Genomic DNA, 24,195 nt, shown 5'->3' on the forward strand with positions numbered 1-24,195 from the left:
CGATGAATTTACCAAAACAATGGCGGCTCAAAGGCCAACGCTATCGCCTCGAAGGCCAGCGCCACAACGATGGCCGGGTGCGCTTTCCTGCTCAACCAGCCAAATTAGGCGAGGCGCAAGATGCTTGGCAGCCCTATCAATTGGCCACCACTGGCGAACTTTTTTCGTGGACGGCGCAGCGCAGCAATCGCAGCGAATTTGACCACGAGCCAATCGTCATTGTTGGCATCATCAAGCTGGCCGATGGCTGTTTAATCACCGCCCAATTGACTGATTGCGAGCCAAGCGAGTTGCAAATTGGCATGGCAGTGGAAGCAGTAACCCGCAGCTGGGGCAAGGTCGGCGAGGACGATCTGCTGGTGTATGGCTATAAATTCCGACCGCAGTTAATCGATTAATCTACAAAACGTAGAACGAAACCACGAAGATCGCGAAGATCGCGAAGGTTGAGTTAAATTGATCCACGAAGAGCACGAAGGACACGAATGGGGAAGGGGCTTTTGGCTATAGGCTTTTGGCTATGGGAGATTGTTTGAAATTTCATACAATGTTCCGATAGCCTATAGCCTTCAGTCCATAGCCCTCATTCCGCTTAGCGTCCTTCGTGGTTAAAAACTGCCAGACCCCTCGCCCTTATCGCCTACTCCACCGTCGTCCGTTCGCGGCGTTCGAGGTGAATCAGCAGGTGGGCAATATCGGCGGGGTTGATGCCCGACAAGCGCGAGGCTTGGCCCAAGGTCGCTGGGCGGAAGCGTTTGAGCACTTGGCGCGCTTCAATCCGCAAGCTAGGAATTGCCTCAATATCCAAATCGGCAGGCAAACGCCGATCTTCCATTTTGCGCACCCGTTCAACCGAAGCTTGCTCTTTGGCAATGTAAACCGCATATTTGGCGCTAAGCTCAACTTGCTCGGCAACATCGGCCTCAACCGCTGGCAGATCAGGCTGGACTTCGGCCAACTGCGCGTACTTGACCCCAACCCGCCGCAGAATATCTTCGCCTGAAGCTGGCTGCAACAAAGGATCAATGCCCGCGTTTTGCAGGCGGCCATTGGTTTCGGCGCTCGGCGTGTAGCGCAAACCACGCAATTGTTGGGTGGTTTGATCGATCGCCCATTGTTTGCGTTCGACTTTCTCGGCGCGTTCGACACTGACCAAGCCAAGCTCAGCAGCCAATGGTGTGAGCCGCAGATCAGCGTTATCGCCGCGCAGCAACAAGCGATGTTCAGCCCGCGAGGTAAACATGCGATATGGCTCGCGAATTTCCTTGGTCACCAAATCGTCGATCATCACGCCAATGTAGGCTTGGTCGCGGCGCAAAATAAATGGCGCACGCCCAGCAACCTTCAATGCAGCGTTAATCCCCGCCATCAAGCCTTGCGCGCCAGCTTCTTCATAGCCAGTTGTGCCGTTGATTTGGCCAGCAAAAAAGAGATGTGGCAAGCGTTTGGCTTCGAGCGAGGCCGTAATTTCGCCTGTTGCGACCGCATCATACTCAATTGCATAGCCAACCCTCATCATTTCGACCTTGCGCAACGCCGGAATCGAACGCAACATAGCCCATTGCACATCTTCTGGCAGCGAAGTATTGCAGCCTTGCACATAGATTTCGAGCGTTTCCCAGCCCTCTGGCTCGAGGAAAAAGCCATGCGATTCTTTATCGGCAAAGCGCACAATTTTATCTTCAATTGATGGGCAGTAGCGTGGCCCAACGCCCTCAATCACGCCGCTAAACATCGGTGCACGATGCAAATTGTCGCGAATATGTTGGTGGAATTCGGGCGTGGTGTAAATGTGATAGCAAGGCAATTGTGGTCGCCAGCCATCAAGCATTGGTTCTGGGTAAATTGGGTTGGGCGGGCCATGCACCAAGCTTTCGGGCCGCTGCCCAGCGTAATTAAACGAAAAATAGAGCGGCGTGCTGGAGCCTGGCTGCACTTCTAGCCCCGTAAAATCAATCGTTCGCGCGTCGATCCGTGGCGGCGTGCCCGTTTTCAGGCGCACCAACGGAAAGCCCAACTGGCTCAAATCGCTCGAAAGATTAACCGCTGGTTGCTCACCCATCCGGCCAGCAGGCACAATCGCTTCGCCGGTGATGGCGCGGCCACGCAAGAACGTGCCCGTCGTCAAGACCAAAGCTTTAGCCCGATATTGCCAGCCAGTTTGAGTTTCGACGGCAAAATTGGCCCCATCAGCTTGATCAGCCAAGGGGATAATGCGCTCAACCATGGCTTGTTTGAGCGCTAAATTTGGTTGGGCTTCCAGAAACTCTTTCATCGCCTTGGCATACAAACGCTTATCGCTTTGGGCGCGTAAGGCTTGCACAGCAGGGCCTTTGGTTTCATTCAGCAGCCGAATTTGAATCAAGGTGCGGTCGGTGATGACCCCCATCGCGCCACCAAGTGCATCAATTTCGCGCACCAAGTTGCCTTTTGCGGGGCCACCAATTGATGGATTGCACGACATGTGCGCCAATTTATCGAGATCGATCGTTAGCAAGAGGGTTTGCGAACCCATGCGTGCAGCAGCCAAAGCCGCTTCACAACCCGCATGCCCACCGCCAACAACGACCACATCATAAGTTAAATTTAGCATAGCTCAACAAGACATAAGTGAAGAACACGATAGTTTATTGTACCGCAAACTTGATATTTTGGGGATACAAAAACATAGAGCAAAGAACATAGAACATACAAGTAGCAATGGGGAATTTTGATCCACGAAGGGCACGAAGGACGAGAAACCGCAAAGGGCACGAAGATCGCGAAGATTAAGTTCTTTGAGCCACAGATGTTCTATGCTCTCTGTTCTATGTTCTTAACTTCATCCCTCATCCCTCATCCTTCATCCTTCGGTGCTCTGCGCCGCTGCGTTAAATCCTGGCCCCTGATCGCTGGCCCCTGACCCCTCTTTTGATTTTTGACTTCACCTCTCTCTGCTCTATGTTCCATGTTCTTTGTTCTATTGCTGCATATGCTCGACTTTAATGCATTTATCCATCACAACCTCTAAGCCAGCAGCTTCGGCAGCGGCGGCGGCTTCTTGATTGACGATGCCAAGTTGCATCCACACCGCCTTAGCGCCAACCGCGATCGCTTCTTCAACGACTGGTGGCACATCTTCGGCGCGGCGGAAAATATCAACAATATCGATTGGCTCTTTGATGTCGCTCAATGAAGCAACTGGCTGCTCGCCAAGCACAGGCTCAGTCAACACCGGATTGACTGGAATAATCCGATAGCCAGCCCGTTGCATATATTCGGCAACGCCATAGCTCGCCCGATCTGGTTTGTTGCTCAGGCCTACCACGGCAATCGTTTTGGCATTGCTCAACAGTTGTTTAATATCGCTCATAATTCCTCCTTAGAACCAATGCATATCGCAAGGATTGTACCCCAAAACCAGCAAATTGCTCGAAATTACCCACAATTAGGACAGCATGAACCGCGCTTGGGACGAGCCAAAGGACGCACCAATAGATAAATCCAAGGACAATATGTAATTATGATAGTTACAGATACAGCAGCCGCAGCCCAAACGATGGTGCTGCACTATTTTCTAGGAGCTTAGACCAATGACTCAGCCAGCCGTAAACAATGTTTTGAGCGTCGCCGATGCCATCAACAGCCGCCGCTCAGTTCGTAAATATACCAATGATCAAGTGAGCCAAGCCGACCTCAAAACCATTTTGGAATTGACCGGCAAAGCTCCTTCAGCGTGGAACATTCAACCATGGCGCTTCGTTGCCGTGCGCAACCAAGAAGTCAAAAACAAATTGCAAGCAGCAGCCTATGGCCAAGGCCAAGTTGGCAGCGCTCCAGTTGTGATTGCAGTCTATAGCGACACCACCGATGCCTTGGCCAACCTCGCCGATGTGATTCACCCAGGCGTGCCAGCAGAACAACGCCAAGGCGCAATCGATGGCGTTTTGGGTGCCTTTGCTCACCGCAGCCAAGAACAAAAAGAAGCTTGGGGCTTGGGCCAAACCAACATCGCCCTTGGCTATCTCTCATTGGTCGCTCGCTCATTAGGCTACGACACCTCATTGATGTTGGGCTTTGATCCAGCCCAAGTCAAAGAAATCTTGGGCTTGCCAGAACACGTTCAATTGGCTGGCTTGGTATCGTTGGGCGTTGCCGCCGAAGAAGGCTACCCACACCACCGCCACGAAGTCGAAAAAATTACCCAATTCATCGACTAAGTTTGGTTTGATCCACGAAGAACACGAAGGCCACGAAGATCTGCTTGATCTTTGTGGCCTTTTTTGATGTTTAATGAAATGTGCAAAGCCAAACCATGAGCTTCGTGGTTATAAATTAGGCTTGGGCTTTAACGCAGAGGCGCAGAGATTTAAGGCTATGGGCTGAAGGCTCTTGACTATCGGCCAATGGCTGCAAACACCAATAATTGTTCCGATAGCCCAGAGCCTCACCCCTTCGTGCGCTTCGTGTCCTTCGCGGTTTCATTCAAATCTATGCCCCAGCGATGACCCGACCTTCAGCCAAGAGTTTTTCGACCAACTCTGGCGAACGGGTTTCGGTGTAAATCCGCAACAATGGCTCGGTGCCCGAGAAGCGAATCAAGAGCCAGCTACCATCTTGCAGATAATATTTGTAGCCACCTTGGGTATTGATCGAATTGACGGTTAGGCCAGCCAAGGCATCAGGCCGTGCTGCATCAACCCGTTTGAGAATCGTATCGCGCTGCTCGGCAGGATAGTTAATGTCAATTCGGTCGTAGAAGTGCGGGCCAACTTTGTTAAGCAATTCTTCCATGGTTTCGCTGGGCGTTTTACCGCGCTTCAAGAACAAATCGAGCAACAGTAGCGACGACAAAATGCCATCACGTTCTGGCAAGTGCTTGGCAAACGCAAAACCGCCTGATTCTTCGCCGCCAATAATCGCATTCGATTCGATCATCTTGGGGCCGATGTGCTTGAAGCCAACCGGTGTTTCGTAGATTGGCACATTGTATAGCTCGGCCAAGCGATTGACCATCGAGGTGGTCGAAAGCGACTTAACGATTGGACCGCGCCAGCCTTTAACTTCCAATAAATAATAGGTCAGCAAGCCAAACACCCGCAGCTGATCGACGAATTTGCCTTTTTCATCAACCAAACCAACTCGATCAGCATCGCCATCGTAGGCCAAGCCTGCAAACGCGCCGCTTTGTTTAACCACATTTTTGAGCTTGGTTAAATTGTCGTCGATTGGTTCGGGCGAACGCATGCCAGGGAACAATGGGTTGCGGGTATCGTTGATTGGCACAACTTTGGTTTGGCCGCCATCAAGCAATAATGGCAAGAAACCAGCACCAGCGCCATACATCGCATCGTTGATAATCGTCCAGCCTTCGCGTTTGATCGCTTCGAGATCAACCATTTGCTTGATTTGGGCCACATAATCGGGCGTGCCGTTGATGCGTTCGACCAAGCCCTGTTTTTCGGCTTCGCGCAAGGTCATGCGCTTGACTGGAGCTTTTTCTAAACGATCTTCCAAGCGAGCGATCACGTCGGGCGAGGCTGAGCCAGCATATTCGGGCTTATATTTATAGCCATTATCGCTTGGTGGATTATGTGAAGCAGTGATGATTGAAGCACCACCAGCTTTTTTGCTAAGAATGCTCCAACAAACAACGGGAGTTGGGGTAGCTTTTTCGGTTAGATAAACGTGAATCCCATTGGCAGCCAGCACCTCGGCGGTGGCGGCGGCGAAGCGCTCGGAACCGAAACGAGTATCATAACCAACCACCAACCCACGCGGGGCTAAGCCCGACTCATGCAGATAATCTGCAACGGCTTGGGTAACAATGCGCACATTGTCAAAGGTATACTCTTCAGCGATTGCTGCTCGCCAACCGTCGGTGCCAAATTTGATTGCTGATGCCATACACGCTCCTGAGCTTGCGATTGAAATTGGGTTTCCACGAAAAGAGATTGCTGACGATCGCTCGTCATGCCAAATGAAATAGCGAATTGGATGAGTTGATTGGAATGGTGTTAACCAAGGGCAAGACCTTCAACAGTTGCATGGTGGGCAATGAGCACATCACTGGCAAGAGCGACATTGGTTAAGCTTGCAGCGGCCTCAATTGTAACACGTTCCCAAGCGACTACCCGTTCAAGCCGAGCGTTCTCACCAACCACACAGCCGCTTCCAAGCATAATCGGGGCGATTAATTGGGCACTAGGGCTGATTTGAGCATCAGCCGCAGCCCACACTCCTGCTGCATATTGTATGCCATGCACTGGTTCTTGGGGCAGACGACCCATCAAGACTGCTTCGTTGGCCGCTAAATAGCCCGCCAACGTCCCAATATCTTGGCTATAGGCGCTGTGTTGGTAGGCATAAATTGGCGCTTGGGCCGCCAACAAACTGGGGAAGAGATCGCGTTCGAGCATTGCAAAGCCTTGAACTGGAATCTGAGCCAAGGCTGCTGGCGCAAATACATAGGCTCCGCTATTAATCGTGTTGGCGAGGGCCGTGCCTGGCGCAGGCTTTTCTTGAAAGGCATAGACCCGTTGCTGCTCGTCGCTGGCTACCACGCCAAACGCTGAGGTATCGGCAACCTCGCGCACTGCAATTGTCGCCACGCCAGCAGTTTGGGCGTGGGCTTGCCACAGCTGAGCCACATCAAAATCGGTTAATTCATCGCCATTCAGCACTAAAATCGGCCCAGCATCAAGCAACTTGGTTTGGGCTAACGCATAGCGCACTGCGCCAGCCGTACCTAATGGCTCTGGTTCTTGCACAATTTGCAAATTTAGCCCAAACGCCGAGCCATCGCCATAGGCCGCCAAAAATTGCTCGGCCAAATATTGCACCGCCAAAATGACATGGCGCACACCTTGGCGCTGCAAACGGCGCAAGGTGCGGCTCATCAGGGCTTCGCCAGCAATCGGCACTAACGGCTTGGGGAGCTGGTTGGTCAATGGCCGCAGCCGAGTACCCAATCCGCCAACTAAAATAACTGCACGCATAGATCTGCTTTCAATAAAAGCACGGCAGTGGTTTGGTTATCGCTAACCACCTGCTGCCGTGCACGCTCAATTATAGCTTATAACACATCATTGCGGCCTTCAGTCCGCAACTGATCAACAATTTTCTTGACATCTTGGGCACGTTCGCGCGGCGCGATCAGCAAGGCATCGCCAGTATCGACAACCAAAAAGCCATCCAGCCCAATCGTGGCGATCATGCGGCCTGAATCGCTGTAAATCAAGGTCGATTTGGTATCAACCTCGACGTGCGGGCCAATTACGACATTCGCCGAATCGTCGTCGCTCATCAAGGTTGTGAGGGTATGCCAATCGCCAACGTCGCTCCAGCCAATATCAACTGGCACGACCGCCACATTTGGCGCACGCTCCATAATGCCATAATCAACAGTGATATTTTCGACATTATCCCAAACTTGAGCCAAGGTGTCGTGGTAGCGCGATTTGCCAAACGAAGCTTGCACTTGATTCAGCTGGTTGCGCAATTCTGGCATATGTTTGCTAATTGCATCAAGAAAGGTTTTGGTTTGCCAAACGAAAATCCCAGCGTTCCAAAAATAATTGCCTTGAGCCAAATAGCGCTCGGCGGTATCATGGTCGGGCTTTTCGGCAAAGCGCTGCACACGATGAATTTTGTGATTATGGGCTTCGGTGATCAAGTCGCCACATTGAATATAGCCATAGCCGGTGTTAGCAAACGATGGTTTTACGCCTAAGGTCACCAAATAGCCTTCGCGGGCGGCAACTTCGGCGGCTTGCAAGGCTTGGCGAAAGGCTTCGTTGCGCAGAATCAAGTGATCAGCACTAAGCACCGCCATCACAGCATCGGGAGCCGAGCGCCGCATGTGGATCGCTGCCAAGCCAATTGCCGAAGCCGTGCCACGGCCACTTGGCTCTAAAATGACGTTATTGCGGGGCACATCGTTCAACTGCTCGCGAATTAATTCCTCGTAATCCGAGCCAGTTACCACGAAAACGCGACCTTCTTCCATCAACGGTCGCACGCGATCGACAGTTTCTTGGAGCATGGTGCGATTTGAAAGCAAGGGTAAAAACTGCTTGGGCTTGGTGCGCCGTGAGCGTGGCCACAAGCGCGAGCCAGTCCCACCGGCAAGCACTAAAATATCCATATCGTTAATCCTCTATGTTTCGTTATTGTGGGAGCCAACTCTCTCGACCTCGCTCGCAACGTGGCTGCGCCATTCATTCAGAATATCGCGCAGGGTATCTTCAAGCCGATAGTGCGGCTCCCAGCCGATTTGGTTGCGCAAACGGGTCGCGTCGCAGGCCACAATTGGCACATCAACCGGACGCAAGCGTTGAGGATCAACTTCGATCGTTATCGTTTGGCCACTGAGTGCAATGAGGCTATCAAGAATTGACTGAATTGAGACACTCTGACCGACACCAATATTATAAATCTCGCCAGGCTGCGCTCGTTCGAGCAGCAAGTGATAGGCACGCACAACATCGCGCACATCGCTAAAATCACGTAGTGGTGAGAGGTTGCCAACCTGAATCACTGGCGGCTGCAAGCCTGCTTCAATGCGCGCAATTTGCTGGGCAAACGCTGGCACCACAAAATCGGCGCGTTGGCCCGGGCCAGTGTGGTTAAATGGCCGAGCACGAATCACCTTCAGCCCATGGCTATACCACCATTGGCCAGCCAGCAAATCTTGGGCTGCCTTGGAAACAGCATACGGATCGGCTGGGCAGAGCATGGTGTTTTCATCGGCTGGCAAGCCCGAACGATGGGCCATGCCATACATCGCATTCGAGCCAACCACCAGCACCAGCGGGTCGAGCTGAGCAGCCTTGATCGCTTCAAACAGGTGTAATTGGCCAAGCACATTGCTATTGAATGTGCCAGCAGGGTCGCGAAACGATTGCGGTATCGCCGATTGGGCAGCTAAATGCACCACCAGATCGGGAGCCGCATTTGCCACCGCCGTTTCTACCGCCGAACGATCAAGCAGATCAGCCAGCACCGTTGGGAGTTCTGGGTGCGCCGTGCGCCCTAAGGCCCATAGTTCCCATGTGGTTGCTTGCTGCAAATAGCGAACAAGATGTTGGCCAACAAAGCCAGTCGCGCCAGTAATTAATGCTCGTGTCATAGCGCGCACTATACTGCGAGTTGAGATTGTTGGCAAGAAGCGCTTTGCGCCTATTCGCATGGCTTGCTTTATCTTCTATACTGAAGCAGGTTTTTTGTTGTGCTGGAGATCGTTTGTATGTTTGAGCAATTTCAACTTCCCAACCATGTTGGTGCTGAATTAGCCGATTTAGTCACGCGCTTTGGCGTGCCGCATGTGCATCAAGTGGCCTTAGTTTTGCCCGATGGTCAGTATCCTGCTAGCCCAGCTGAACAAGCGATTAACGTCAAAGGTTTGTTTGCGCCGTTTGGCAAATCCGACCGCTACGGCGAGGTTTGTATGGTGGTGCAGCGGCCTGATGGAAGCCTGATCAGCGCCCGCAAAGCCTACTATCCTGCCACATGCTTTCGCTTATTAACTGGCGGCATCAATTACGATGAGCCAGTGTACGAGGCCTTGTTGCGCGAAACCGCCGAAGAAACCGGGTTGGATGTCCAAGTCGAGCGTTTTTTGGCGGCGGTCAGCTATCGCCCAACCAACAGCCCCAGCCCAAAATTTTATACTTTTGGCTTTTTGCTCCGCGAATTGGGCGGCACATTGGGCGCAGTTGACGAATCGGAGCAAGTCGCAGCCTTTGGCTTTCCACAGGTGGCCGATCTACCAACGCTAGCAGACCAACTCGAAAGCCTAAGCGGCAGCGAAGACCACGAAATTGCTGGCAATTGGCAAGATTGGGGTCGCTTTCGCGCAGTGACGCATCGGGTAATTTGGGAATATTTTCAAGCCTAGAAGTTAACATTCCCTCACCCCAACCCCTCTCCCACGTTGCGAGCGAGGGGCTAAACAAAGTGGTTGTTCTGTGATTCATTTGGTTTAAGCTATTGCCCTTTACCTACCACCAAATGTCATTTAGGGGGTGCAGGGGGATGCCCCCCCCCTGCGTCTCCCGCCTCAAGGCGGGACGGAAGGGTGGTGAGCACCAATAGATTCGAATACCCAATAAATACTTTTGGATCGAGTGATGAGTGAATGCTCAAGATCAAGCTATCTCAATCGAGGAGCCTACGATGCAATGTCCAGCTTGTGCCATGACCCTAGCAACGGCTAGCGCTAATTGCCCTTACTGTGGCAAACAACTGAATCAGCCCAAAAGCCGCGCCAATCTGCTAGCTTTTGGTGCTTCAATGTTCGTGGATGCGCTCCTAATGTTGGGTGCAATCCAATTAGGCGTAGCTCAACGCGATAGCGATGGCGAATTTTTTCGCATGCTTACGATCGTCAATAACCCTAGCAGCGAATGGCCAGCTTTATGGACAAACCTGAGTTATGGTTATTTAATTGTGGCCTTGCTGGCATTTTTATGCACTATTGGGTGCCTGATTAGCCAAAACCGCAACTTGGCACGAGGTGCAATGCTGGCAGGCATCGCTGGTGTGGTAATTCTTGCAATCTTTGGCGCTGACATCCTATTCAACGATTCAGGTTACAGCCCTACTTTTGGTTTATGGCTCGGTTTATTTGGTAGTTTCACCTTGACCACCACAAGTACACTATTTCAAGTGGTATCCCGTAAATGAAAGGAAGCGCAATGCAATGTTTGCAATGTTCGGCAACTATCGCCGATAACAGTAAGTTTTGCCCTTCGTGCGGCGCAACAATTACCCAACCAGCAGCCATGGATAAAACCCAAGTCTTGTCTAATCTGCCGCCAATGTCGAATCCGGTTGATAAAACCCAAGCGATTAACCCAACCCAACTGCCACCAGCCAATTATGGCCAGCCAGCCCAGCCAAATTATGGGCCGCCAGCTGCCAATTATGGCCAACCAGCTCAACCCAACCACTATCAACAACCAAACTATGGCCAACCCCAAAACTATGGCCAAACGCCGCAACCAAACTATGCGCCAGGGTATGTCGTTCCTAATCACACCGGTTATGGTGCGATTCCCGCAGCCAATGGCAGCATTCCAGCAATTTTGATGATTCTCAGTGCCTTGGGCATCTTGATTGGCATGGTTTTGCCGTTAATTGTGCTCAGTGGCACGAGCATTAGCTTGTTTGAGATGATCGACCCACAATATGCCAAAAATGTGATGGATGAAGGCGCGGCCTTGTTTATTTATGGCATTCCAAGCGGCGCAGTGATTAGTTTAATGCTCAGTGTTATGGCCTATCTCAAACGGCGCAATCTTTGGGCTGGTTTGAATATTGTGCCAAGTTTATTTGTTTTGGGCATTACTGGGCTATTATTGATTGGTGCGGCAGTCAGCGACGAGATTGATCAAGCTGGCATTGGCTTGATCATGATGACGGTCAGCGCAGGATTATCCTTGATTGTCACAATTGCCTTTTTGATTCGAAAGAAGCAACCACGTTAATATGCTGTTATCTGTTGCCATTATTGCTCGCGATGAAGAGCGCCACATTGGAGCCGCCTTGGCCTCAATCGCCAATTTAGCCGATGAAATTGTGGTCTTGCTCGACCCTCGCACCCGCGACCGCACCGCCGAGCTTTGCACCCATGCTGGCGCGCGGGTGATCGATGCGCCGTTTGAGTCGTTTCCTGCCCAGCGCAATCGGGCTTTGGCCGAATGCAAGGGCCAGTGGGTATTGTTTTTGGATGCTGACGAGCGGGTAACTCCCAGCTTGCAGCATGAAATTCGCCAGCTTTTGCCAAGCCACCCAAGCCACGCGGGCTACTGGATTCCGCGCTTCAACCGCTATTGGGGGCGGGCCTTGCGTGGCGGCGGTTGGTATCCCGACCGTCAATTGCGCTTGTTGCAACGCAGCAAAGCCCACTACGATCCCAGCCGCTTGGTGCATGAATTGGTTATTTTAGCTGGCAGCGAAGGCCAATTAACCCAGCATCTTGAGCATATCAATATTGAATCGTGGGCCGAATTACGCGAAAAACAGCAGCGTTATGCCCAAGCAGAGGCCGCCACGCTCTATCGCAATGGCGTGCAGGTCAAGCCCCAAAATTACGTTTTGCAACCGTTGCGCGCAATTTGGCGACGTTATGTCACCTGGGGCGGCTATCGTGATGGCTTGTTGGGAATGCTTTTGGCCTTGGTGATGGGTTGGTATGAGTTAAAAATGTATCTGGCCTTGGCCAAACATTGGGGTTAAATCAAAATGGGTCGGGGAAAATAGCCCCAGCCCATTCTTGATTAGACATCTGTATGTCTTCGCTCGCTTACTTAACCTTTGGTTTCTTGAGAAAGTTCAAATAGAAACCAAACTCGATTTTCTGCTTGGTCAATCATTGGTTCAAGCTCGCTCGCGGTGGCCACATCGTTGGCTTCATCGGCAACATCGTGAGCTTTGCGCAAGTTTTTAACTAAGGTCTGGTTATCGCTCACCAGCTCAGTCAGCATATTGGCTGGCTCGACAAACTCAGCATTATTATCTTCGATCGTTTGCAACTCGCTGATATGGCCGATCGAGCGCAGCGAGGTGCCACCAATGCGGCGAGCGCGTTCGGCCAAAATATCGGTCGTAGCAAAAATCTGGTTGGCATGCTCATCAAACATCAAATGTAAATCGCGGAAATGGCGACCAGTCAAATGCCAGTGGAAATTTTTGTATTTCATGTATAAGGCAAACGAATTGGCCAAACTGCGATTGAGTGCTTCAATTACTGGGCCAGTTGCTTTAGAATCTAAATCAGTTGGGGTTTTTAAGCGTTTATCCATTGCACGCATGCTCCTTGAAACTAGGATTTTCTAATACACGATATTGCAGATGGCGTGCCATGAAACCCAAAACACGATTATGAACGCGATTCATGACACCTTGCGTTGCAAGGGATTGACAAGGATTGATGCCATCCATAGAATGTGCCAATCAACGTTTAATTCCAATCAGCATCGAAAGTTAGGTTGTTGAAACTGCAACAACCCCACCGTGGTAAACGTCGATCAGAGAGAACTTCAACACGTTTTAATTCAGAAAGGGTTGCACGTATGCGCCAGTATCTTGACCGCTATGTGATGCCACTTTGGCAAACGTACAGTTCACCAGGGCAACCACTACGCCCGACAAATACGCGGGCGCTGCACACCATCTACGGTATTTGGTTGTTTGCATTTGTGCTCAAATTGATGGGTTCAGGCTGGGATGTGGCTTGGCACTTCCGCTTTTTGCGCGACGATTTAGCGCCACCGCATATGATCAACACGGTCGGCACGGTCATCGTCGTGTTGCTCGTTATGTTCCATACCTGGACTGGCTATGGAGTCGATCGGCTAACCTTGCGGCTCATGCAGGCGGGGATTTCGATCTTCCTGATTGCAATTCCTTTAGATTTAATCAATCACCGTTTGTTTGGGCTTGATATTACCAGTTGGAGCCCGACCCACGCCTTGCTTTACCTTGGCACAGCGGTGATGCTCTTGGGGGTGTTGCGTGGTTGGTTGCTGTTAGCGCCCGATAGCCGCATCAAAACGGTCTTCGGGATTGGCTTTTGGGCCTTTTTGCTCGAAGATTTCTTATTTCCCTTAGGTCAACAAGAATATGGTGTAACCGCAATCGAAGCCATGCGCCTTGGCAAGCCCTACGCCGATGCCGAATTGATGATCGAGGCAGGAGCCAACCCAGAGCGTTTTGCAATTCCCGTGCCCGATTGGCTCTACCCGCTGTGGTTGATCACCTCGGTGGTTTTGGTGCTCTTGGCTGCCCGCCTAATTATGCGCGGACGCTGGACTGCAACCTTGGTTGCCGGAACCTATTTGCTCTATCGGGTTGTGTCGTTCTACATTCTGCGCGGCATTGAGTTTCCACCATCGTTTGTGCCATTGTTTATCATTGGTACGGCATTGGCGATTGATATTGGCATTACTTATCGCATTAATCCCTTTGTTGCCGCATTTGGAACATTAATGATGTTCTACGCTGGCGCATGGATTAGCGATCGCTATACCTTGATGCCAGAAATTCCTTATACGACGACCATGCCAATTGCGGCAATTCTGCTTGGCATTGTCTGGGCTGGCGCACTTTGGATCGAGCGCAGCCCCTATGTCGAACGCTGGCGCAAATTAGCCTAAGTTTTCTGAATAATAGGGAGCGGTGCAAACTGCTCCCTGTTTTCATTTAACCGCCTGTTCGAGCCAATCCACCGTCAATTGCGCCACTTCATCCTCGCGAGTCAGATAATAGTGATCAGCCCATTTCAGCAGATGCCAAGTTTTTGGCTCAGTGGCTTGCTCAAAGGCAGTACGAGTTTCAATCAAATCGAAAAATTGGTCGCGCTCGGCCACAATTGCCAACAGCGGCCCGTGCTGGCCTTGGGCACTTTCCTGCAAGCCAATTGGGTTGGGCGTAACCGCCACGGTTGCTCGAATCGCGGCATCATTGGCCATCACCCGCAACACCAATTGCGCCCCAAACGACCAGCCGATCAGGCAGATTTGGGCTTGGGGAGCGCGTTGGCGCGCTTCGGCCAAGGCTGCTTGCAAATCGAGATCTTCGCCTTCGCCGCCGCTAAATTCGCCTTGGCTCTGACCAACGCCGCGCGAGTTGTAGCGCAAAACGCCCCAACCACGGTCGCGCAGCATTTTGAAGGTGGCGAAAATCGCCCGCTGATCCATATTCGACATTGGCGGAAAATGATGCGCCAACACAGCAACTCGTTCAGGGTGTTGCGCCGGAGCCAACCACTTGCCTTCCAACAAGGTGCTGCCATCTGCAGAGAGAAAATGAATTGTTGTTTGCATATACTTACTCAACTATCCAACGGGCTTGGGTGGCATTTTCAATCAGCACCCGTGGCTCCGCATTATCGGCCAGATTAGCCGTCCAAATGGCCGAAGGCACGTTGGCCGAACCAACGGTTAAGCGCGTCCAAAGCAATTGCCGGCTATCTGGTGTCCATTGGGGATCGACATTATCATAGCCGCCGCCAGCAGTTATTGCCCGTGGCTCGCTACCATCAGCATTCACCACCCAAATCTCGCCGCGTGGCACTTCGCGCGTCCGCCGCACAAACGCGATTCGCTTGCCATCAGGCGACCAACTTGGCGTAAAATCATCGGTGTCAGTTTGGCTGGCCAAGGGCGTTTGCTGCTCACTCGCCAAATCAAACAACACCAACTCATTGCGAAAACCAGCTTGAGTTTCGCGCAGCACACTAATCACCAAGCGTTGATCATCAGGTGACCAATCGAAATCGCCGCTAAATGGAATCCGCCGCAGCACATCACTAAAATCAAACAGCACCAATTCGTTGCGCAGCGGGTCGGTAAAACCCAACATCTGCCCAGCGTTCGACCAATGTGCGCCAAAGGTAACCACATCGCCGCCTTTGACAACAGGACTGACCTGAGTTCCATCGGGCTGCATCAACCAAAGTTTGGGCGAGCCAACGCCACCAGTACCAATCGTGCGCCGTTCGTAGACAATTGCGTTATCAGCAGGCGACCAATTTGGCGTATAGCCCGTCCAATCGGCAGCGCCAGTGCTGGTAATCACCTGATTCTGGGTCAGATCGAAAATCTCGATCCTGCTTGGTTGGGCTTCGGATTGAGTGGCATAGGCAACCTTGCGCCCATCGGGGCTAAGGCTGTAATCACTAATTTGGGGCACAAGCAATTGTTGGCCCTGACCATTGGCATCAGAACGCCACAACTCTGCTTGCTGCGAGGGGTTGCGCAAAAATAAAATCCCACTAACTTGTTGTTGATTGGTAGGGTTGTTAGAACCTTGGCTGGTAGTCGGTTGTTGGCCAATTGCGACCAGCAAAATCACAATGGCGACCAAGCCCACCGATAAACTCGTTAATGTTCGACGACCTATCTGATCCATGACGACTCCTTGGGCATACTTGGCTTGATTATCACCCTATAGCCAGCTTTGAGCAAATGCGCTACGATAGGCAGAATGCCCAATTTAGTGAAGGAGGCCATATGGGCTACGAAGATCATGCCGAGGCAGCGGCACAGCACCAAGCCCCAGTCCGTTGTGCAATTATTACGATTAGCGATACGCGCAGTATCGAAACCGATAAGAGCGGAGCGCTTGCCCAAGAATTATTAGCCGCCGCAGGCTTTGAAATTGTCGAATATCGCATTATTCCCGACGAGCCAGATCAAGTGGCCGAGTTTGTGCAGCAATGTATTGAGCGTAGCGATTGCGACGCAGTATTGACCAATGGTGGCACTGGCATTGCCCGCCGCGATGCCACAATCGAGGCCATTGAGCCATTGCTCGATAAAAAATTACCTGGTTTTGGCGAGATTTTCCGCATGCTCTCCTACAACGACATCGGTGCTGGAGCCATGCTTTCACGCGCAACCGCCGGAATCGCAGGCCGAACCTTAGTTTTTTGTATGCCAGGTTCGTCGGGCGCGGTACGCTTGGCCTTAGAATCGTTAATTTTGCCTGAGCTAAAACACCTCGTTTGGGAATTGTTCCGCCAGTAAATCCATAGTAGCGAACCAGCCAGCCAAGCCCAAGCAAGCCAAGCACCCAAGCCCACAGCATGGGTAGGTTTGGTTGGCTGGTCGCAGGCAAGCGTTGCGGCAGGCCCAAATCGGCCACATGGCGCACCTGTAAACGCCACACATCATCGTAGCGGCTAACGATGCCCGTTGCATTGAGCTGGATTGCGCTTGGCAGTTGGGGCAAGCTTTGGCCCTGCGCCAAACGCACTTGCAACTGTTGCGAGCCAAACTCGACCACTAAACTATCGGCGTTGCGTTGCTTGAAGCGCAATTTCAGTTTTACCAACTGACCAAGCGACGCTTGGTCAAGCCTATTTGGGCTGTGAATCACTAAATCTGCTTGCTGTTTGATGATTTTGAGATCAGCAGCAGCTTCAATAATCAACTGTGGCTCTTGATGGTAACTACCAACTGTTGCCTTAAGCTGAACGACCATGCCTTGTTTTAGGCTTGGCAAGGTGACGTTATTGCTGATAAAAACCAAGATACCTGCTGTCGAATCTTGCAAATAGAAAGCACGTTGGCGAAATAGATTCAGCTCAGCACTGACCACGCCTTCAACCAATACGTGACTATCGATTGCTGCTTGTTGAGCCTCGCGCAAACTGATTTTCTTAGTGGCTGATTCGCTTGGGGCTGGATTATTGGCTTGCTTGGGGCTTGGTTGGGCAAAGCTTTGCCATTGTTGGTTGCTTGGGTGGCGACCCCAGCTGTAGTCATAATCCAATTTGGCATAGCGAACCTGATCGGCAACTACTGCATTTGGCTGGAGCAAACGCAGCTCTTCGCCGGAGTTGGTGAGGCTTAATTTGCTTTGGCTGGCAAAAATCACCAAATAGCCATTGGCCGCAATGCTCATGCCTGCGGGCAAGCGCCATGGCCGTGAGCCTCCATCAGCCTGATCATCCAATTGCCAGCCCGTTAAATCGACCTGATAGCTATTGGGATTGTAGAGTTCAATCCATTCGTCGTTACTATTGCTTTCACCATCAGCGTTCCAATCGATCGCGCGCGGGGCAGGCACAACTTCGTTAATTTGAATCTGCGGATATTTGGCATTTGCTGCAAGCGTCGGCTGAGCAGTCGCTTTAGGCTTGGAAGCTTTTGGTTTGGCAGTTGCTCTTGGGGTTGAAGTTGGTTTCTTGGTCGCGGTTGGTTTTGGTGTTTTGGTGGCTGGTACGGCGGTTGGCTGTGGCGCTCGATTCGGCTGATTCGGCGTAGCTGGCGCATTATTCTGCCAACTACCAGCGTCAGGAATCCGGCTCCAAGTCGTATTGGCCAAAGGCTTGGTATAGCTTAATTGGTCAACGATTCGGCCATCAGCCATGGCCAGTTGCACGCTATCGCCGCTGTCGTTGAGCAAGCTACTCAAGGTTATGGTGAGAAATTGGCCGTGCTGAAGCTGGGTTTTGGCTGCAAGCCTAATTGTTGTGCCTGAACTATCGCTAATGCTCCAGCCAGTTAAATCAATCACATTCATATTGGTTGAATACAGTTCGATCCATTCTTGGCCAAGCGGCGAAATTTCATTAATCACGACACCTGAAGGAATTGCAGCGAGCGCGTGATTGCGATTATTGGGGCTAGCGCGCATGCCACTGTACCAATTGAGGCCACCATCGGGCCAGCGCCCAGCAGATAAGCCCTGCAATGCCGAGCTATAGTTCCAGACCGCATATTCTTGCAAACGATAATCGAGCAAGCGCACAAGATCACCGTTATCGTTCAACAAACCACTACTGGAGATGCTATACCAACTACGTGGCGCGATAATCGTATCGTCGGGAATACGCAGCGCTGCGCCACCAGTATTCGCTTGATCATCAAGCCACCAGCCACTTAAATCGATTGGTGTAGCTCCAGCGTTATACAATTCGACAAATTCCTCGCCGCTTGTCGGCCAAGCCAACACTTCGTTGATCAGCAATTGGTTTGGTTCAGGGCTAGAATTTTGGCGATTGGCCATTGCAGGGCTGGCTCGCGAAGCTGCTTGCCAAGTTGCTGCGCCATCAGGCATGCGGCTCCATGTGCGTTCGAACACACTGCTAGCGTAATCGAATGTATCAGTCACCACGCCTTGATCAGTAATTAAATGCACGCTATCAAGCTCAGCATTCAACAATGAACCAACTGGAATCAGCAGCCATGAACTTGGGCTGATAATTGTTGACGTTTGAATTGTGTGGGCTGCGCCACCAGCAGCAAGCTGATCGTCAATTTTCCAGCCTTTGAGATCAAGCGCATCGGGGCCGAGATTGTAGAGTTCAACCCAATCAGTCCCACTGATTGGTTGGCTCATCACTTCGTTGATTAAAATTCGAGCTTGGGTTGGCACAATTGGCGGATCAGCAGGATTACTTTGGCCAAGGCTGGGTGCGCGATCGGTCAGCCAAGCACCGTTGCCATCGGGAATTCTGGCCCATGTGCGGTTGCTGGTGGTGGCGCTATAGCTGAAAGCATCGATCAAGCGCCCAGCTGAATCAAATAAACGCAGCTCATCGCCACTATTGTTATACATATTGGTCATTGAAATTACCAGCCAACTTGCAGGCAAGATGCTTGCTTCCAGCAGAATTGGGCTTGCTCCATCGGCGGCATCATCGAGCTGCCAACCATGCAAATTGACGATTTGTTCGCCAGCGTTATACAACTCGACCCACTCTTTGCCAGCGCTCGGCGCAGCCATTAATTCGTTGAGCCGAATCAAGGCTGGGCTTGGGAGTGGGGTTGCACTTGGAATTGGGCTTGGCGATGGAACCACGGTTGGCATGTTGGTTGGGCTTGGCATTGCAGTGGCAGTGCTGGTTGGTAAATTTGTGCTCGTTGGATCAATACTAGTGGTTGGGGTTGCTGTAGCTGGGCTTTGGCTGGCATTCGCCATGCCTGGGGTTGGATGGGTGGATGCTTGCCAAGCGCCAATGCCATCGGGCATGCGGCTCCACGAAAGGCCAAGGCTTGCATTCGAATAACTATATTGGTCGATCACCTGGCCAGCAGGATTGAGCAAGCGCACCTGATCGCCGCTATTATTCAACACATTGCTCAGCGACACCACCAACCAAGCATTGGGCGCAAGAATGGTTGGGGTGGGCAAGATTTTGGGGCTACTGCCACCTTCTATATCATCAACCGCCCAACCGCTGAGATCAATGGCAATTGAGGTTGGATTGTATAGCTCGACAAACTCACTACCAGTGCTGGGAAGCGCCAAAAATTCGTTGAGCACAACCTGCGCTGGCTGAGTTTGGGCTTGCGTTGGTAGTGGCCAGAGCCACACTAACAGCAGCCATAACCAGAAAGACTGTTTCATAGCCACCCCCGATTGAAGCACCAATAGCAATCACTAGATACACAAATTGGCGTTTTTTGGCATGGCTGAATGAGCAATTTGGGCAGGAGTTTTGGCGCGCTGAGCTGGTTTATACGTTACGACTTTCGGCGGATTTGCAAAAAAAAACAGTCTATGCTATACTATCAATGTCGACGGAAACGTTGAAGATAACTCGGTGATGGCGGATCGTCTAAAGGTAGGACAACAGTTTTTGGCACTGTTTATCTAGGTTCGAATCCTGGTCCGCCAGCCAACAAAACTCAGCAGTAGTGCTGAGTTTTTTGTTTAACTTGCTTTTGGACATATTAAAAAGGCTGGCATTGTGCCAGCCTTGAGTCATCAAATCGATTGTTTTACATTGGGGGTTTGATACCCGTCGAAGCAACGCTCACCGGATGTTCCTCTTTAACGTTGATTCGATCGATCCCAGTCATAATCAAGACCAAGAGCGCCAATACCAAACAACCAATCGTGCCAAACAGCGCTTGATCACTATGTTTATCGCCAACCCAGGCCATTACGCCACCGGTTAGTGCTGGCCCCACAAAACTGCCAAGGCCATAACAGACGGTAAACATACCACTTGCGCCGCCCAACTTGGCTGGTGGTACGCGGGCAGCCAACACCGCTAGCCCAATTGGGTAGAGCGTGCCAGCAAACGCGCCGAGCAACATGCCCAAAAAGAGGGTTAGCAAAAATGGTGGGTGGAAGGTAGCAAAGAGCGCCGCGCCAGAAAGCAACGACAACGAGCCAATCAGCAAAGGCCGATAGCCATAGCGATCGAGCATGCGGCCAATTGGCACTTGCGCCACAATATTGGCAATCACTGTGACCGAAATCAGCGTCCCAAGCTGCCAATTAGTATAGTTGAGGGTTGGCAGCAACGAAACCAGCGACAACGTGCCATAGCCATAAAGGAAGGCAATTGCCAAAGGCAAAATCAATGGTCTAGTGATTTTGAAGCTTACGCCGCCACTTTCATGCTCGGTATGGGCCACATGTGGCTCAGGCACAACCAACACGACAATCACGGTTGCGAGAATTGCCGCGCCAACCGCCACAAAAAATGGCATGATATGGCTACCAGTAAATTGCAAAACCGCCGTGCCAATAATGGGGCCTGCCGCTGTACCGCTGGCCAGCGACATACCATACACCGCTGTATTATGGCCACGCTGTTCGGGCGAACTGACGCGGCTCACATAGGTTTCGGCGGCAGTCCAAACACACGACCAGCCAATCCCTTCGAAGATCCGCCACATAAAAAACAGCGGAATGCTACTCGTCCAAGGCATTGCCAGCATGGCAACGGTGTAGGAAATTAATCCCACAATTAAAAAGAGCCGAATGCCAAATTTATCAATCGTGCGGCCAATTGGCATGCCGGTCAGCACAAGGCTGGCAAACATCACACTGGTGCTCAAGCCCACGATAAATTCATCAGCGCCATTATCTTCAAGCAAATGCGGAATCAACGGATTGATAATGCCAATGCCAAGCGCAGTGACTGCAACACAAAGATAAATGGGCCACATTGGATGACGCACATGCGCCGAAGGTACCTGCTGCATAATACTCCTCACGCTATTGCCCGCAAACCAGTTGGCCAGGTTTGGGTAATTACGGAGATTTCTTCATCAACAATTGTTTGGATGCCTTGAATATTTGGGTGGATATTGGTAAACCAGCGCACATCATGGCCATGAATGTGATCAAGTGCTGGCCCCAATACCGGAAAATCCTCATCGACCGAGCCAAAGCCGCGCGCCCGCAGATCCCAATTGCCTTGTTGGGTTTCGCGTTTCATGCGCTCGAAAATATCGACGACTGTATAGCCGCGCTGGCGCGCTAGCTTGCTAATCATGCGATACACAGGCTCAAGCTTGGAGTTCCGATCGAACGCATAGTGCGCAGGATAATCGACGTAAATACCGGTTTCCAACATGATGTTAGCTTGCGGATAATCACGCTCGAATAAATCGCAAAGCTCGATTAACTTGGCTTCGAATGGCCCAATGCCATAGCGCTTGCGATCGTTTACGCCATAGCGCACGATAATCAAATCGATTTCGGGATACCGAGCCATTGTTCGATCATAGCGTTTGAGAAAATCCTCGGTTGCTTCGCCATCCAAGCCTTCGTTGCAAACCAGCGTTTCATCGCCAAAGATGCTGCGCAAGCGGCTTTGAAGCAAGGCATCGCCGCGCTGATGCGGCAAAGCGTAGGAACAAGCAACCGTACAATCACCAACTTGCAAAACCAACGGGCCAGCCATCCAGAACCTCCGCCGAAAAGCTGATATTTGCGGCATCCACAGCAAACATCGTATACGGCAGTATAGCGGTCTCGTCTGCTTTTGACAACTTTTGGCATGACATAAAGCAAACATTTTAGCTACTATTGGCAGCTGCACAGCTGAAGTTAATCAAACGCTCATTCCGATTTCAATCAAAAAAGCGTCCTGTCGTATGACGACAGAACGCTTGCTGTTTGTTTTAGCTGTGCGTTGAGCTTAGACGCGGCGGCGACGTGGTGCGCGCACAAACGAAATAATCAAAGCAAACAAGGTTGCGCCAATAATCGACCAGATAATTGGGAAGGGCTTGCCTTCAATATCGATCGTCAGCAGTTCTGGCAAACCGGTGTTGCCTGCGATCCAGGTGCCCAATAATGCGCCGATAAAGCCAACGCCGATTGAAGCCAACAAACCACCCATGCTATAGCCGGCAATTGCTTGGCCTGCGGCCCCACAGACTGCGGCGATCAACAACATAAGCAATAAGCCAATCACTGAGAATTCCATGGTATTTCCTCCTAGGTTTGCTATTCAAATTGATTCTGTCATCTGCTTGTTTATAAAAGCAAATGCTGTGCCACGGGATAGTAAATTATGAAGGATGAATTATGAGGGATGAGGAAAGTCAAAGGGCAAAAGTCAGAAGTCAAAAATCAAAAGGCAAAAGCCTGAAACCGCGAAGGGCGCGAAGAACACGAAGATTTGTTTTTTAGCCACGAATTCCACGAATTACACCAAATTCTCCGTTAGCCCAAAGCCAATAGCCTATAGCCTATAGCCATACCTTCTCTGCGTTAAAAGTTTGATCCACGAAGCGCACGAAGCGCACGAAGGATACGTTTTAGCCACGAATTCCACGAATTTCACCAATTTTCCGTTAGGCCGAAGCCAATAGCCTATAGCCTCATCCCTGATCCCTGGCCCTGAACCCTAATCCCTCTTCATCCTTCATCCCTCATCCTTCATACTTTGGTCTATGTTCTTTGTGGGGTACAATAGCAGCTATGTATAACGAATATGCCTCAATTTATCGCCAAGCTGGCCAGAGCTGGCTGAGCTTGCACATGCTGAATTGGCTCTTGCCATGGCTTGAACAGCACGAACTGCGGCCTCAAACGGTGCTTGATCTTGGCTGTGGCATGGGCGATGCTGCGGTAGCACTGGCGCTGCAAGGCTATCAGGTCACAGCAATCGATCGCTCGGAAATGATGTTGGCCCAAGCTCGCTTGCATGCTGAGTTGCAGCACGCCACTGTGGCTTGGCAACAGGCTGATTTAACGACATGGCAAGCGACAACCAAGCACGATTTAATCATCAGCCTGTTTGATACGCTGAATTACCTGCTTGAGCCAGCGCAATTAGGCCACCTATTTCAGCAAATTGCCGCCGCGCTTGCGCCCAATGGCTGGTTGGTGTTTGATTTGAATACGCCATTGCTGTATGCAACTTGGCCTGAACACAACCAGGTTGTGCTTGATCGCGATGATTTATATATTTACAATGCGCTGGATTTTGACCAAGAATCCCAAATTGGGATTGGCAAGATCGTCTGGTTTCAGCGCCTCAATGATGCATGGCAACGCGGCAGCGAAACCCATCTCCAAGCAGCCTACAGCGATCAGCACATTGTTGAGTTGTTGGCAGCAGCTGGATTAAGCGTGGTTGCGCGGTTGAATCGTGATGGGGAGCCTGTTGATTTAAAGGAAGCGACACGGGTGGTGTATCTGGTGCAAGCAAATGGTGTGCATAACCACAGCGCTGCAATACCCCCGATTCTGGATTAGCCGCCATCTATCTCCGCAATTGCGGGCGATCCCTAGGCGCTTGGGTGTCACCCAAGGTTCCGGTTTCGCTGCGATGTGAACGAACGCCGTGATGCAAACGAGTTGCCTCTCTCACTAGTTTAGCCCGTCCCACACACCTTGCCCTTCAAGGGTTAGCGCAGTCACCTAGCCACGCTCATTGCTGAGGCATGCTGGTGGTCTCTTACACCACCGTTTCAGCCCTTACCAGCAGCCAAATGACCACTGGCGGGA

21 protein-coding genes, 1 tRNA gene and 1 pseudogene are annotated in these 24,195 nt (G+C 51.3%); 10 read left to right on the forward strand and 13 right to left on the reverse strand.

Annotated features, from left to right (window positions below; genetic code table 11):
* The first annotated feature begins 2 nt into the window (after positions 1-2).
* A complete protein-coding gene (locus JOD20_RS00680) occupies positions 3-398 on the forward strand; it encodes a Zn-ribbon domain-containing OB-fold protein (RefSeq protein ID WP_204753431.1) in 396 nt (131 codons plus the stop codon).
* Between the two features lie 242 nt (positions 399-640).
* Here JOD20_RS00680 and mnmG read toward each other — a convergent pair whose 3' ends face one another.
* Positions 641-2,593, reverse strand: coding sequence for a tRNA uridine-5-carboxymethylaminomethyl(34) synthesis enzyme MnmG (mnmG, locus tag JOD20_RS00685; protein WP_204753432.1), 1,953 nt, complete (start codon positions 2,591-2,593; stop codon positions 641-643).
* 366 nt (positions 2,594-2,959) lie between these two features.
* Entirely contained in the window at positions 2,960-3,352 is a 393-nt protein-coding gene (locus JOD20_RS00690; RefSeq protein WP_204753433.1) for a CoA-binding protein, read from the reverse strand.
* A gap of 220 nt (positions 3,353-3,572) precedes the next feature.
* On the opposite strand from JOD20_RS00690, the gene JOD20_RS00695 reads away from it, so the two are divergent.
* Entirely contained in the window at positions 3,573-4,199 is a 627-nt protein-coding gene (locus JOD20_RS00695) for a nitroreductase family protein (protein WP_204753434.1), read from the forward strand.
* A 271-nt stretch (positions 4,200-4,470) separates the two neighbouring features.
* On the opposite strand, the gene JOD20_RS00700 is transcribed toward JOD20_RS00695, so the two are convergent.
* From JOD20_RS00700 to JOD20_RS00715, 4 genes are all read right to left on the reverse strand, one after another.
* On the reverse strand, positions 4,471-5,886 hold the full coding sequence (locus JOD20_RS00700) for a phosphoglucomutase/phosphomannomutase family protein (protein ID WP_204753435.1): 1,416 nt from the start codon (positions 5,884-5,886) through the stop codon (positions 4,471-4,473).
* A 110-nt stretch (positions 5,887-5,996) separates the two neighbouring features.
* Positions 5,997-6,977 carry a nucleotidyltransferase family protein gene (locus tag JOD20_RS00705; RefSeq protein ID WP_204753436.1) on the reverse strand — a complete coding sequence of 327 codons (981 nt, stop codon included), beginning with the start codon at positions 6,975-6,977 and terminating at the stop codon, positions 5,997-5,999.
* A 77-nt stretch (positions 6,978-7,054) separates the two neighbouring features.
* Entirely contained in the window at positions 7,055-8,125 is a 1,071-nt protein-coding gene (locus JOD20_RS00710; RefSeq protein WP_204753437.1) for a mannose-1-phosphate guanylyltransferase, read from the reverse strand.
* 12 nt (positions 8,126-8,137) lie between these two features.
* Entirely contained in the window at positions 8,138-9,109 is a 972-nt protein-coding gene (locus JOD20_RS00715) for a GDP-mannose 4,6-dehydratase (protein WP_204753438.1), read from the reverse strand.
* A gap of 117 nt (positions 9,110-9,226) precedes the next feature.
* Between JOD20_RS00715 and JOD20_RS00720 the strand changes: the two genes are divergently transcribed.
* The 4 genes from JOD20_RS00720 (at position 9,227) to JOD20_RS00735 (ending at position 12,219) form a co-directional block, all read left to right on the forward strand.
* Positions 9,227-9,877 carry an NUDIX hydrolase gene (locus tag JOD20_RS00720; protein WP_204753439.1) on the forward strand — a complete coding sequence of 217 codons (651 nt, stop codon included), beginning with the start codon at positions 9,227-9,229 and terminating at the stop codon, positions 9,875-9,877.
* Between the two features lie 278 nt (positions 9,878-10,155).
* Entirely contained in the window at positions 10,156-10,665 is a 510-nt protein-coding gene (locus JOD20_RS00725) for a hypothetical protein (protein WP_204753440.1), read from the forward strand.
* Positions 10,666-10,676: 11 nt separating this feature from the next.
* Positions 10,677-11,468 (forward strand): zinc ribbon domain-containing protein, encoded by a 792-nt coding sequence (locus JOD20_RS00730; protein ID WP_204753441.1) that lies wholly within the window; start codon positions 10,677-10,679, stop codon positions 11,466-11,468.
* Between the two features lies 1 nt (position 11,469).
* Positions 11,470-12,219 carry a glycosyltransferase family 2 protein gene (locus JOD20_RS00735; RefSeq protein ID WP_204753442.1) on the forward strand — a complete coding sequence of 250 codons (750 nt, stop codon included), beginning with the start codon at positions 11,470-11,472 and terminating at the stop codon, positions 12,217-12,219.
* 71 nt (positions 12,220-12,290) lie between these two features.
* On the opposite strand, the gene JOD20_RS00740 is transcribed toward JOD20_RS00735, so the two are convergent.
* On the reverse strand, positions 12,291-12,785 hold the full coding sequence (locus tag JOD20_RS00740; RefSeq protein WP_204753443.1) for a Dps family protein: 495 nt from the start codon (positions 12,783-12,785) through the stop codon (positions 12,291-12,293).
* Between the two features lie 270 nt (positions 12,786-13,055).
* On the opposite strand from JOD20_RS00740, the gene JOD20_RS00745 reads away from it, so the two are divergent.
* Entirely contained in the window at positions 13,056-14,138 is a 1,083-nt protein-coding gene (locus JOD20_RS00745; protein WP_204753444.1) for a hypothetical protein, read from the forward strand.
* Positions 14,139-14,180: 42 nt separating this feature from the next.
* On the opposite strand, the gene JOD20_RS00750 is transcribed toward JOD20_RS00745, so the two are convergent.
* Both JOD20_RS00750 and JOD20_RS00755 read right to left on the reverse strand, forming a co-directional pair.
* Positions 14,181-14,807 carry an alpha/beta hydrolase gene (locus tag JOD20_RS00750; protein ID WP_204753445.1) on the reverse strand — a complete coding sequence of 209 codons (627 nt, stop codon included), beginning with the start codon at positions 14,805-14,807 and terminating at the stop codon, positions 14,181-14,183.
* A gap of 4 nt (positions 14,808-14,811) precedes the next feature.
* On the reverse strand, positions 14,812-15,894 hold the full coding sequence (locus tag JOD20_RS00755; RefSeq protein WP_204753446.1) for a TolB family protein: 1,083 nt from the start codon (positions 15,892-15,894) through the stop codon (positions 14,812-14,814).
* A 101-nt stretch (positions 15,895-15,995) separates the two neighbouring features.
* Here JOD20_RS00755 and JOD20_RS26310 point away from each other — a divergent pair, with 101 nt between their 5' ends.
* Positions 15,996-16,511 carry a MogA/MoaB family molybdenum cofactor biosynthesis protein gene (locus JOD20_RS26310; protein WP_239583659.1) on the forward strand — a complete coding sequence of 172 codons (516 nt, stop codon included), beginning with the start codon at positions 15,996-15,998 and terminating at the stop codon, positions 16,509-16,511.
* A 763-nt stretch (positions 16,512-17,274) separates the two neighbouring features.
* On the opposite strand, the pseudogene JOD20_RS00760 reads toward JOD20_RS26310, so the two are convergent.
* A pseudogene (locus JOD20_RS00760) lies at positions 17,275-19,842 on the reverse strand (lamin tail domain-containing protein); the annotation flags it as partial.
* A gap of 200 nt (positions 19,843-20,042) precedes the next feature.
* On the opposite strand from JOD20_RS00760, the gene JOD20_RS00765 reads away from it, so the two are divergent.
* A tRNA-Gln gene (locus JOD20_RS00765) sits at positions 20,043-20,116 on the forward strand.
* A gap of 100 nt (positions 20,117-20,216) precedes the next feature.
* Here the strand turns inward: JOD20_RS00765 and JOD20_RS00770 are convergent.
* The 3 genes from JOD20_RS00770 to JOD20_RS00780 all read right to left on the reverse strand — a co-directional run bounded on the left by JOD20_RS00770 (position 20,217) and on the right by JOD20_RS00780 (position 22,666).
* Positions 20,217-21,434 carry an MFS transporter gene (locus JOD20_RS00770; protein ID WP_204753448.1) on the reverse strand — a complete coding sequence of 406 codons (1,218 nt, stop codon included), beginning with the start codon at positions 21,432-21,434 and terminating at the stop codon, positions 20,217-20,219.
* Between the two features lie 8 nt (positions 21,435-21,442).
* A complete protein-coding gene (locus JOD20_RS00775; protein WP_204753449.1) occupies positions 21,443-22,138 on the reverse strand; it encodes an SGNH/GDSL hydrolase family protein in 696 nt (231 codons plus the stop codon).
* Positions 22,139-22,375: 237 nt separating this feature from the next.
* Positions 22,376-22,666, reverse strand: a complete 291-nt coding sequence (locus JOD20_RS00780; protein WP_054535782.1) for a GlsB/YeaQ/YmgE family stress response membrane protein — start codon at positions 22,664-22,666, stop codon at positions 22,376-22,378.
* Positions 22,667-23,163: 497 nt separating this feature from the next.
* Between JOD20_RS00780 and JOD20_RS00785 the strand changes: the two genes are divergently transcribed.
* Entirely contained in the window at positions 23,164-23,943 is a 780-nt protein-coding gene (locus JOD20_RS00785) for a class I SAM-dependent methyltransferase (RefSeq protein WP_204753450.1), read from the forward strand.
* The last annotated feature ends 252 nt before the right edge of the window (positions 23,944-24,195 follow it).

It is taken from the genome of Herpetosiphon giganteus, from assembly GCF_016907925.1.
Lineage (GTDB): Bacteria > Chloroflexota > Chloroflexia > Chloroflexales > Herpetosiphonaceae > Herpetosiphon > Herpetosiphon giganteus.